Consider the following 12191-nt stretch of genomic DNA (forward strand, 5'->3'; position numbering starts at 1 on the left):
CAGGTCCGCTTGTTTCCGCTCTGCCTAAAACTAGTGACTTTGTTGCGTTGTCAGCGTGTTGAGCAGGTTTTCGTCACTTGTTCGGCCCATGAGTCGTTGGGCGTCGGCAGAGCCGTGTGAATCCGTCGGCGCCGTCCCCGCCCCGAGAAGAGGCCGCATGCCCCAGCGAACCCAGCCGTCAGCCGGCGTCCCGTCCGCCCGTGCCCGGACGCCGTGGTCCGAGGTCTGCGTCCGGCGGGCCGTTGCCCGGCCCTGGCCGGTGATGTGCGCGGCGGCGTTGATCGGGCTGCTGTGCGTGCTGGCCGCCGTCGGTGGCACCTCCTCCTTCTCCAGCGGCGGCTACATCGCCCCGGGAACCGAAGCCGCTCGCGCCGAGTCGGAGCTGGCGCGCCGCTTCGACGCGCCTGTGCCGGACGTCGTCCTGCGGGTGCGCTTCCCGGGACGGGCCACCGATGCGAGGGCCGCCGCACTCGGGCGGGATCTGACGCGTGAGGCGGCGAGCCGCCCCGGCGTGCGCGAGGTGCTGTCGTACTGGACGACGGGACAGGGACGGCTGCTGTCCGGTGACCGCCGCTCCGCTTTGATCACCCTCGACCTGCGAGGTGACGAGAACGAGGCCGCGCGCACCGCCGCGACGCTCGTCCCGCACCTCACCCGGCACCGGCCGGGAGTCCAGGTCAGCGCCACCGGAACGGCTTGGGTCATGGCGCAGGCCACCCGGCTCAGCCGGACGGAGCTGATCCGTGCCGAGCTGGTCGGGGTTCCCCTGACGGGTCTGGTGCTGCTGGTCGCGTTCGGTTCGGTGACCGCCGCGCTGCTGCCCGTGCTGGTCGGTGCGCTCGCGGTGGCCGGGACCTTCGCCGTGCTGCGCTTCGCGATGCTGTTCATGCCGGTGTCGGTGTTCGCCGCGAACGTGACCACGGCGCTCGGTTTCGGACTGGCCGTGGACTACGCCCTGTTCGTGGTCACCCGGTACCGCGAGGAGCGCAGGGTGCGTGCGGATGCGGCCGAGTGCGTCGTCGTGGCACTGCGCACTGTGGGGCGCTGCGTGCGCTACTCGGCGGCGACCGTGGTGCTGTGCCTGAGCACGCTGCTGTTGTTCCCCGTCGGGTTCCTGCGTTCCCTCAGCGTGGCCGGGATGAGTGTGGTGGTGTGCGCCGCGCTGGCGACCGTCCTGGTGCTGCCGGCCCTGCTCGTGCTGCTGGGAGACCGCCTCGTGTCCGGCGACCTGTTCGCCCGGCTGCGGCGCGGCCCGAAAGACGGTGCCGTGCTCTGGACGCGGATCGCCCGGACCGCGACCGGGCGGCCCCTGCCGGCGGTTCTCGGCGCGGTGGTCCTTCTGTCGGCCTTGGGACTGCCGTTCGCGCACGTGCGGTTCGGCGCCACCGACGAGCGGGTGCTGCCCCCGTCCGTGGAGTCGCACGCCACCGCCCGGCGTATCGAGGCGGAGTTCGACATGCCCTGGAACCGCACGCTCGCCGTCGTCCTGCCCCGTGTCGACGCGCTGGAGCAGGCGGACCGGCTCGACGCGTACGCGGCGCGGGTGTCCGCGCTCGGTGGCGTGCGGGAGGTGGCCACCGGTACGGGCACCTACCGCAAGGGGCGTCAGGTCGAACAAGCCGGGCCCGACTCGCTGCCGTTCGTCGCCGAGGGCGCCAGCTGGCTGGCCGTGCTGCCCGCGCGGGGGCCGGATCACGACCGCGGACTCGTCGAGCGATTGCGGGCCCTGCCGGCGCCGGGCGGCGGAGCGCGCGTCACCGGTCGGCCCGCCCGTGTCCTCGACACCCAGGACGCCGTGCTCGGCACACTGCCTCTCGCGGGCTCCCTGATCGTGGCCAGTGTGCTGTTGCTGCTTTTCCTGTTCACCGGCTCCGTCCTCGTCCCGCTCAAGGCCGTACTGACCGGCGTGGTGAGCCTCGGAGCCTCCTTCGGGGCCATGGTGTTCGTGTTCCAGGACGGCCATCTACGCGGCCTGCTGGGCGATTTCACCGTCACCGGAGAGCTGGAGACATCGGTGCCGGTGCTCATGTTCGCGGTGGCCTTCGCGCTGTCGGTCGACTACGAACTCTTCCTGGTGTCCCGGATCGAGGAGGGCTACCGCCGGCACGGCGACCACCGCGCCGCCGTGCTCGGCGCGGTCGCCTCCACCGGCCGGGTGGTCACCGCCGCGGCGGCCGTGGTCGCGGTCGCCCTGGTGCCGCTGGCCGGTTCCGGCATCACCCTGCTCAAGCTCCTGGGCTGCGGCCTGGCCTTGGCGGTCCTGGTCGACGCGACCGTGGTGCGCGGCGTCCTGGTACCGGCCCTGATGGTCCTGACCGGAGCGGCCAACTGGTGGGCCCCACGCGGATTGGCGCGTCTGCGAGGGCGGCTGGGCCTGGACGCATGGCACCGGACCGCGGCCCCTGACGCGTCGCTGCCGCCGCAGCCGTCCCCACCCGCGTCCGCACCCGAGCGGGCCGGCACCACCGGGCAGGGGCCTTACGCTCCGCCGACCAGGTGATTCGCGCCCTCACTAGCCCCCACCGCGCGTGATCGGCGACGGGAATCGTCGTTGAAGGCAGCGGTACCGAACGGCCTTGTCGCCCGGGCCGACCCGTCCCCGCACTCGACGCCGCGAAGCGAGGTACACCCGGTCATGACCGATACCGACCGCCGTATGGCGAACGATCCCCTGGCCGTCATCGGCCTGGGCTGCATGTTCCCCGGCTCGGACGATCTGCGGGGCTTCTGGCGCTCGGTGGTGGCCGGCCGGGACTGCATCGGCGAAGTGCCCGATGCCTGGTGGGACGCCGAGGAGAACTACGACCCGGACATCTTCGCCCCGGACAAGGTCTACGCGCGGCGCGGCGGCTTCCTCGCCCCGCAGCGGTTCGACCCCCTCGCCTCCGGAATGCCACCGCGCAGCGTGGACTCCGTGGGCCTGGTGCAACTGCTGGGACTGCGGGTCGCCCAGGAGGCACTGCGCGACGCCGCCCGCGGACGCGACCGGTGGCACGACCCCGCCCGCACCGGTGTCGTCCTCGGCGTGTGCGGCGTCAACTCCACCCTCATCCCGCTCGCCGCCCGGCTCTGGGTCCCCCATGTACGGGAGGTGGCGCTGCGCTGCGGTCTGACCCCGGGTGATGTCGACACTCTCACCACCGCGTTCCTCGAGAGCCTGCCGCAGTGGACCGAGGACTCCTTTCCCGGCACCCTCGGCAACATCGTCTCCGGCCGTATCGCCAACCGTTTCGACCTGGGCGCGGTCAACCACACCGTGGACGCCGCGTGCGCCAGTTCCCTGGCCGCCGTGCGCGCCGCCGCCGACGAACTCCTCGCACGCCGCGCCGATGTGATGATCACCGGCGGCGCCGACGCCGACAACAGCCTGCTGACCTTCATGTGCTTCAGCAAGACTCCGGCGCTGTCCCCGAGCGGCCGGGTGCGCCCGTTCGACGCCGACGGTGACGGCACCCTGCTGGGTGAGGGCCTGGGCATGCTGGTCCTCAAGCGGCTCGCCGACGCCGAACGCGACGGCGACCGGATCTACGCCGTACTGCGGGGCCTGGGCAGTTCCAGCGACGGACGCGCCAAGAGCATCTACGCGCCCTGCGGCCAGGGCCAGTTGCGGGCCCTGCACGCCGCCTACGAGGACGCCGGCTGCCCGCCGCACAGCGTCGGCCTCATCGAGGCCCACGGGACCGGAACCCCGGTCGGGGACGCCGTCGAGATCGAGGCGCTCGACACCCTCATGTCCTCCGGCGCCCGCCCCGCCAGCGTCGCCCTCGGCAGCGTCAAGTCCCAGATGGGACACACCAAGGCGGCGGCCGGCGCGGCCGGCCTCATCAAGGCGGCGCTCGCCCTGCACCACAAGGTGCTGCCCCCCACCATCGGGGTCACCACCCCCACGGCCGCCCTGACCCGCGCGGACACCCCGCTGTACCTCAGCACCCGTGCCCGGCCCTGGATCCGTGACCCCGGCCGGCCCGCCCGACGTGCCGGTGTCTCCGCGTTCGGCTTCGGCGGCATCAACTACCACGCCGTGCTGGAGGAGCACCTCCCCGACGGAGCCCCGCGGCCTGCCCCGGCCGCCCACGAACTGCCCGTCGCCCACCTGTGGCACGCACCCACCCCCGGGCAGCTGCTCGCCGACCTGATGTCCGGCCGACCGGCGAGCCAGGAACCCGCACCCGCCGGGCACGCCCGTGCCGGCTTCGTCTGCCCCACCGAGGACCGCTACGGCGACCTGCTCGACGCCACGGTACGACACCTGCGCGCCGTGCCCGAGCAGGACGAGTGGGAGCACCCGGAGGGCATCTGGTACCGGCGCCGCGCGCTGCCCGACACCACGCGCGTCGCCGCCCTGTTCGCCGGGCAGGGCAGCCAGTACGTCGGCATGGGCGCCGCCGCCGCCCTCGCCGTTCCCCCGGTGCGCCGCGCCTTCGACGACGCCAACGCCGTGTGCGCCGCCGACGACACCCTGGCGGACGCCGTCTTCCCACCGCCCACCGCCGAACGCGAACGCGCCGCCGGGAACCGCCTGTGCCGCCCCGACCACGCACAACTGGCCGTGGGTGCCCTGTCGCTGGGCCAGTGGGACTACCTGAACGAGCTGGGCTTCACCCCGCACGCCGTCCTCGGTCACAGCTTCGGCGAGGTCACCGCCCTGCATACCGCGGGTGTCCTGGACCGCGCCGGATTCCTTGCCGTCGCCCATGCGCGCGGCACCGCCCTGGCCGCGATCGCGGGCAAAGACACCGACGCCGGTGCCATGGCCGCCGTCCACGCTTGCCCGCAGCGCGTACGGGACCTGCTCGACGGCCACCCGGACGTGCGGATCGCCAACGCCAACGCACCCGACGAGCAGGTGGTGGCCGGTCCCACTCCCGCCGTCGAGGCGTTCCTGGACTCCTGCCGGACCGCCGGCGTCGGGGCGCTGCGCCTGCCGGTGGCCGCCGCCTTTCACACCCCGCTCGTCGCCCGGGCCCGGGCGCCCTTCGCCGACGCCTGCGCCGCGGTTCCGTTCGCCGCTCCCACCGTCACCGTCCGCGCCGGGGCGGACGGGGCGCGGTACGGCGAGAACGGCGACGCCGATCGCGCGACCCTGGTGGACCAGCTCACCGCGCCCGTCGACTTCGCGGCCCGCCTGCGCGAGCTGCATGACGACGGTGTCACGGTGTTCGTGGAGTTCGGGCCCCGGCGCATCCTCGCCGGACTGGTCCGGCGCACCCTGGCCGGGCAGCCCGTCCGGATCGTCTCCTGCGACGCGGCCGACCGCACCGGCGACTCGGCGGCCGCCCTGAAGTCCGCGGCCCTGAGCCTGGCCGTGTTCGGTCTGCCCCTGGCCGGGATCAACCGCTACGACGCGCCGCCGCCCCCGGCCCCCGACGCCGAGTCCACGGTCGCCCGTACCCTGCACGGCCCCAACTTCGCCTTCCAGGCCACCCGCCAGGCCGGCCTCGAGGGCCTGCCGGGCCGGGCAGCCGCGGCCCCCTCACCGGTCGCGCCGCCGGCCCCGCCCGCGCTTCCAGCCGCGCCCGCCGATCCGCCGTCGCCATCCCTCACGCCGGCGCCGGGCACGCATGCCGCGCTCGCCGAGGCGGCGGCCTCACACCTCAACGCCCATGTGCGCTTCCTCGACGGCCAGTTGCACACCGCGCGGGAACTCACCCGGCTGCTGGACACCGCGGTCCGCGGCGGCGGCGAGACGGCACCCCTCGTCGAAGCCGTCCAGGCCCTCTCCCGGCACGGCCTGGCCGTCGGGGAGGCGCACACCCGGGCGGGTGAGGTGGTCACCGCCCTGCTCACCCCGGCCGCCGGCGCCCCGCCCACCGCGCTGCCGCCGACCGCCGCCGGCCCCGGCGTCCCGGCTGCCGCACCAGGCACCACCGCACCGGAGGAGCCCCAGGTCTGCCCCACACCCGGTGAACCCACGGCCTCCGCCGCCCCCATCCCGGCGGGCCGCAAACCCGCCGACGGCGGCTCCGGCGACCGCTGGGCGGCCGTACGCTCCCCGCGCGACGGCACCGGACCGATGGGCCCGGCCGCCACCGGCGCCCCCTCGGACCTGGACGAACTCAGCCCGGCCGAGGTCGAGCGGACCTTTTTGGACATCATCGCCGAACACACCGGCTACGACGCACACCAACTCGAACCGGACCTCTACATCCAGGAGGACCTGGGCATCGGCTCGCTCAAGCAGGTCGAGATCGCCTCCGCCGTCTGGCAGCGGTACCCCGTCATCAGCCGGGAGCAGCTGTTCGAGTTCAGCTCGGCGCGCACGGTCGGCGAGATGAGTGACAAGTTCCGGTCGGTCCTGGCCGCCAGGGGAGCCAGCGACCTCACCTGGGGCCTCATGCCGGAAAGCGGCGGTCCGCCCCCGGCCGCGCGCACCTATGTCACCCTGCGCCCCCTGCCCGCACCCGACACGTGCGACACCCTGTTCCCCGACGCCCCCCGCGCCCTGCTCGTCGACGACGGCAGCGCCCTCGCCACGACGCTCGGCAACGCGCTGCACCTCCGCGGATGGCGGGTACACCGCCTGGGCCTGCCCGGCACCACCGCCTCGGGCGGCGGGCGCACCCTGGCCGACTGGGGCGAGACGGCCCTGACCGCCGGACTGCGTGCCGTCAGCCACCCGGACGGCCCGCCGCACCTGGTACTGCAACCTGTCGGCCGGGACACGGACACCACCGCGGAAATCGTCATCGCGCGGCTCCAGCACAGCGTCCTGCTCGCCAAACACGTCTGCCCGGCGCTGAACGACACCGTCCGCACCGGCAGCCGGGCCGCGTTCCTCACCGTCACCCGGCTCGACGGCGCCCTGGGACACCGCGGCTCGGGCGGAGACGCCATCGCCGCCCTCGCCGGGGGCCTGGCGGGGCTGGTCAAGACCGTGGCGCTGGAAGCGCCCGCGCTGTTCTGCCGCGCCGTCGACCTCGACCCCGCGCTCACCGACGAGGAGGCGACCGCCTCCTTCCTCGCGGAACTCACCGACACCGCCACCGACGTACGCGAGAGCGGCCACGACCGGGTCGGACGCCGCACCACGGCACTCTCCGCCGAACCGGACGCGAGCATCCTGCCCCAGGACCCCGCCACCCCCGGCCTGACCGAAAACGACGTCCTGCTGGTGTCCGGCGGCGCCTCCGGGATCACCGCCTGGTGCGTACGGGCCCTCGCCCGGGCCCACCGCTGCGGCTTCGTCCTCCTGGGCCGTACGGACCCGCCGCCCCCGGCGGACGCCCCCGACGGCGCCGGCACTCCGGGCGACCGCGGCCCGCGTACGCAACAGATCGCGGAACTCCTCACGGAGCTGCGCGCCGACGGAATCAGCGTCGACTACGTCGGCGCCGACCTCCTCGACGCCGATGCCGTCGGCCGGGCCCTGGCCCCGCACCTGCCCCGCATCACCGGACTCGTCCACGGAGCGGGTGTCCTGGGCGACAAACCGCTGAGTGACAAGACCCCGGAGGCCGTGACCCGTGTCGTGGGCACCAAAGTCACCGGCCTGCACCACCTCATGGGAGTGCTCGACCAGAACCGGCTACGCCATCTGATGGTCTTCTCCTCGATCGCCGGCTACTGGGGCAACGTCCGCCAGTCCGACTACGCGCTGGCCAATGAGTCCCTGGTCCGCTACGCCTGCGCCGTCAAGGCCGCCCGGTCCGCCACCCGGGTCACCACCCTGGTCTGGGGCCCCTGGGAGGGCGGGATGGCCGCCCCCATGGCCGACCTGTTCCGCGGCCAAGGGCTACCCGTCCTCACCCGCGAGGAGGGATGCGGCCATCTCCTCGACCTCACCCGGCAGGCTTCCGGCGTGGACACCGTGGCCGTGATCGGCCCCACCACCGCCCCCGTCCGGCGCACCGACCGCCTGCCCGGCACCGTCCGTGCCACCCGGTCCCTGCGCGGCCTGCACCACGAACCCGTCCTGCGCGACCACAGCTTCGGCGGCTTCCCGCTGCTGCCGCTGACGGCCGCCGTCGGCTGGGGCCTCAACGTCCTGGAACGCTCCCTGGGCGGGCAGACCCGGGTCCGCGCCTGCCACGACTTCCGCGTGCGCCGAGGCCTCTACTTCGACGGCAGCCAGCCCGGCCTCGCCACCGCCGTCGCCGTCCGGCGGGAGGACGGCACCGGCGCCCGCCTCACCATCGAAGCAGCCCACGGCTCGCCGTACCCCTGCTATGAGGCCGATTACCTCTGGGGCCCCGAGCCCCCGGCACCACCGGGCCGCCTCGCAATGCCCAGGGGCCGCCTCGACGGGCCCCTCCACTCCGCCTACGAGGAAGGCTTCTTCTTCCACGGCCCCGCCCTCACCGGCCTGCGCGACGTGCTGGCCGACACTCCCGAGCGACTCGTCCTCGGCGCCCGCATGCCCGACCCCGTACTGGCCGCCGGCGCCTTCGCCACCCCGTTGTTCAGTCCGGGACTGAGCGACCTGCTCCTGCAAGCCGCGGCACTGCTGGTGCGCTCCCATCACCACCGGGCCTGCCCCCCGATCAGTGTCCGCGCGGTCGAACTGTTCGCCCCGCTGCCCGACAACGCTCCCTTCCTCGTCGTCGCCGAACTGGAGAGCACCACCCCCGTGGGCGCCCACTGCACCGTGACAGCGTGCACACCCCACGGCGACGTCCTTCAGCGCTGGAGCGGAGTGGCTCTCGTCAACCTCACCCCCGACGAGCTGCTGTCCCGCCTGGGAGAAACCGCGGCACCACCGGCTCCGGCCGACAGCGGCGCGATGCCCCGGTCCTCACGGACCCTCTCCACGGGCTCTTCGGCATCCGGGCCGGCCGACGGCCAAGCCCCCGCGACAGGGCCCTCGGCCGCCGACCCGTCCGGGCCTCGGGTTTCGGCGCCCACGGCCCCAACACCTACGGTCCCCGATGGAGCTCGCACCCCGGAAGGCGCCCGCTGTGTCTGAGCTGGATTTCGACGGCACGCCACTGCACACCCTGATCGCCTGCGCTCCCGCACCGGCGACCGCTGTGGGCGCCCCACCCACTGCGCGCGCAGCGCCATATCACGCCGCCGCACAGCCCCCGACGCCGGCGCCGCACACACACGCCCTCCTGCTCGCCGAGCGGATCCAGCAGGCGCACGCCGCCGTGCTGGCCGCCCATGACGCCATCGCCCGCCACCAGCTACTGCTGGCGGAAGAATCCGCCGGCACCAGACTCGACCGGTGACCGCGCCACAGAGCCCAGCCGAGGTACGGGCCGTCCTGGAGGCCCTGCACCGGCCTTGCTACGTCACCGGCCCCCTGGACGACATCCGGCTGACCCACGAGGGGCCCACCGCGGCACGACCCCTGCTCGCCTGCGCGCCGCCGCTGCCCGCCGAACGCCTCGGCGCCCCCGGCTTCCGCGCCCACCACGGCGTCACCGCCGCCTACCTGGCCGGGGCCATGGCCGTGGGCATCGCGTCCGTCGACCTCGTGTGCGCCCTGTCCCGCGCCGGCTACCTCGCCTCCTTCGGCGCCGCGGGCCTGACCTCCGACCGGCTCGACGACGCCCTGGCCGCACTGCGGCGGTACCTGGGCGACGGGCCGTACGCCTGCAACCTCATCCACAGCCCCACCGCGCCCCGGCTGGAGCGGCACTGCGTCGACCTCTGCCTGCGCCACGGCGTGCGCTGCGTGGAGGCATCCGCCTTCGTCCAGCTCACACCGGACCTTCTGCGCTACCGGCTCAGCGGCCTGCGCCAGGACCGGGAAGGGGCGGTGCTCTCCGCTCACCGCCTGATCGCCAAGGTGTCCCGCCCGGAGACCGCCCGGCTCTTCCTGCGCCCCGCGCCCGCCGCGATGGTGGCCGAGCTGCTCCGGGCCGGGCACATCGACGCCGAACAGGCCGCTCTGGCGGACCGGGTGCCCGTCGCCGACGACATCACCGTGGAAGCCGACTCCGGCGGTCATACCGACCGCAGACCGCTCACGGTGATCCTGCCCCTGATCGCGGCGCTGCGGGACGACCTCGCGATGCCGGGCCGCCCGCCGGTACGGATCGGAGCCGCCGGCGGCCTCGGCACCCCGTACGCGGTCGCCGCGGCCTTCGCGGCGGGCGCGGACTACGTGGTGACCGGCTCGGTCAACCAAGCCTGCGTGGAAGCAGGCACCTCCGCCGAGGTCAAGCTGCTGCTGGCCGAAGCCGGACCCACCGACGTGGCCATGGCCCCGGCCGCGGACCTGTTCGAGCAAGGCGGCACGGTCCAGGTCCTCACCCGCGGCACCCGCTTCGCCCAGCACGCCGGGTACCTCCACCGCCTCTACCGCGACCACGACGGCCTCGACGCCCTGCCCGCCCACCACGTGCGCCGCCTCGAAAGAAGCGTCCTGGGCCGACCGGTCAACGAGGTGTGGGAGGAGACCGCCGCGTATCTGCGCGCCCGGGCCCCGCAAGAACTCGGCCGCGCGGAGGGGGACACCAAACACCGGATGGCGCTCGTGTTCCGCTGGTACCTGGCCACGGCCTCGCGCCGGGCCGTACGGGGCGAGACGGAACACACCGCACACTGGCAGATCTGGTGCGGCCCCGCCATGGGCGCCTTCAACGCCTGGACCGCCGGCACCCCACTGAGCCGCCCGGAGCACCGCCACGCCGCCACGGTCGCGACCAGCCTGCTGCACGGCGCGGCCTTCCTCACCCGCGTCCACACCCTGCGCGTGAACGGCGTCACCCTGCCCGCCGAGGCGACCCGCTGCCGCCCCCTGTACGTGCCGCCCCCGCACACCCGGCTTCCGGCACCAGCCGTTCCTGCCGCCTCGCGATCCCCCCGGACATGACCGACCCCGCGACGACCGGGCCAGCCCGCGCCCCCGCACCGCCGACCTGATCCCGAACACGCCCCGACCCGAGGGAGTCGACAACTGGGTACCACTCCACCGTGATCCACGGCTTGACGACCTCTGAAGATGGAGCCCGGCTCGCCGTCGGCACGAGGCCCGCCGGGAGGGGCAGGGGCTCTGGTACCACGCGGGTCCGATCGCCGGGCCGCGGCCTGCGGAACGGTCAGGCCAGTACTGCAACGGTGCTTGTGCCGCCCGCCTGTTCACCCGACCTCAACCCGGTCGAGTGGGGGCGGGCACAACGTGGCAGCGCTACGCGAGGGTGAACTCATCAGGAGCGCGGATCGCGTGTACTCGGTCCACGCGATCCGCTCCCACCTACTGGGAACGCCATATCCGCGGTCATTCCTCAGCCGATGGGCCCCGGCGAGAGCAGTCGGCCGGCTCGCAGGGCCGGGCTGGACTTCGCCATGCCGTTGAGCATCACGCCGGGAGGTCGGAGAGCGGCCTGCTGTACAGGGCCCTGCCCATGGGGGAGCCTTCGCCGGTGACGTGGGCGCGGATGGACGCGATGTAGTCGTCGCGGCCGATGCGGCCGTCACCGTTGGTGTCCAGGGCGGTGAACGCTGTTTCGGCGTTGGCGGCCGGATTGTTCAGCGCTGTGCGCAGGGCTGTGAACTCGGAGAGGTCGAGGGCGCCGTCGTGGTCGGTGTCGGCGAGGTCGAAGAGCGCGCCGAGGACGGGTGCGCAGACGGTGTCGAACGCTTCGGCGCCGGCCCATGCCGCGTACTGGTCGAAGGTCAGCTTTCCGTCGCCGTCGGCGTCCATCGACGCCCAGGCGCTCTCGCCGAGGGTGCGTGCGGCGACGACGAGCTGGTCGTCTTCCTTCAGTCCCATGGCCCGCGCCACGTTCCTGGTGCGCGCCATGTATTCGTCCCTGGAAACGATTCCGTCTCCGTCCGCGTCCAGCATGGCGAAGACGAGCTTTTGCGCGGCTTCCTGGTTCATCGTGGTTCCTTCCGTCGTGGTGTCGAGTGTGAGCGCACTGCATCACGAATTGGTTGTCCTATCCCTTCGCCTGACGAGCAAGGCGCCCATTCGGGGGGCGTGGAGGCGTTCTCGCACGCGTACTGCGCGTCGTGCGCGGGTGGTGTGCCTCAGGAAGCCGGTGACGGCAGTGACGGGCGGGGGTAGAAGCAATTCTTGTGGAAGATCGCGATCCGTGGAGGGTGGATGTTCGAAAGACACGGCACAGCAGTGGCAGTGAGTTCCCTGGGCCTGGTGGGCTTGTCGGTGGTGTGGGCTCCGGCTGGTCAGGCCCATGAGCCCGTGCACAGAGAGAGTGTCGGGTGCACGGGTTCCAGCACCAGTACCTACGACCCGCCGCTGGGCTTGTTGCCCCAGCAGACTCACGTCCGGACACAGGCCA

5 protein-coding genes are annotated in these 12191 nt (G+C 73.5%); 4 read left to right on the top strand and 1 reads right to left on the bottom strand.

What is annotated here, in order from left to right; all coding sequences use genetic code 11:
• Positions 1–157: 157 nt before the first annotated feature.
• From SCK26_RS00645 to SCK26_RS00660, 4 genes are all read left to right on the top strand, one after another.
• Positions 158–2500: an MMPL family transporter gene (locus SCK26_RS00645; RefSeq protein WP_318199231.1), complete on the top strand. Its 2343-nt coding sequence runs from the start codon at positions 158–160 to the stop codon at positions 2498–2500.
• Positions 2501–2656: 156 nt separating this feature from the next.
• A complete protein-coding gene (locus SCK26_RS00650) occupies positions 2657–8902 on the top strand; it encodes a polyketide synthase (protein WP_318199232.1) in 6246 nt (2081 codons plus the stop codon).
• A complete protein-coding gene (locus SCK26_RS00655; protein ID WP_318199233.1) occupies positions 8895–9167 on the top strand; it encodes a hypothetical protein in 273 nt (90 codons plus the stop codon). The genes SCK26_RS00650 and SCK26_RS00655 overlap by 8 nt, the downstream gene beginning before the upstream one ends.
• Positions 9164–10759, top strand: coding sequence for a PfaD family polyunsaturated fatty acid/polyketide biosynthesis protein (locus tag SCK26_RS00660; RefSeq protein WP_318199234.1), 1596 nt, complete (start codon positions 9164–9166; stop codon positions 10757–10759). The genes SCK26_RS00655 and SCK26_RS00660 overlap by 4 nt, the downstream gene beginning before the upstream one ends.
• 486 nt (positions 10760–11245) lie before the next feature.
• Here the strand turns inward: SCK26_RS00660 and SCK26_RS00665 are convergent, their stop codons facing one another.
• Positions 11246–11770, bottom strand: a complete 525-nt coding sequence (locus SCK26_RS00665; protein WP_318199235.1) for an EF-hand domain-containing protein — start codon at positions 11768–11770, stop codon at positions 11246–11248.
• Positions 11771–12191 lie beyond the last annotated feature (421 nt).

This window comes from Streptomyces sp. SCL15-4, from assembly GCF_033366695.1.
In the GTDB taxonomy this organism is placed as follows: Bacteria; Actinomycetota; Actinomycetes; order Streptomycetales; family Streptomycetaceae; genus Streptomyces.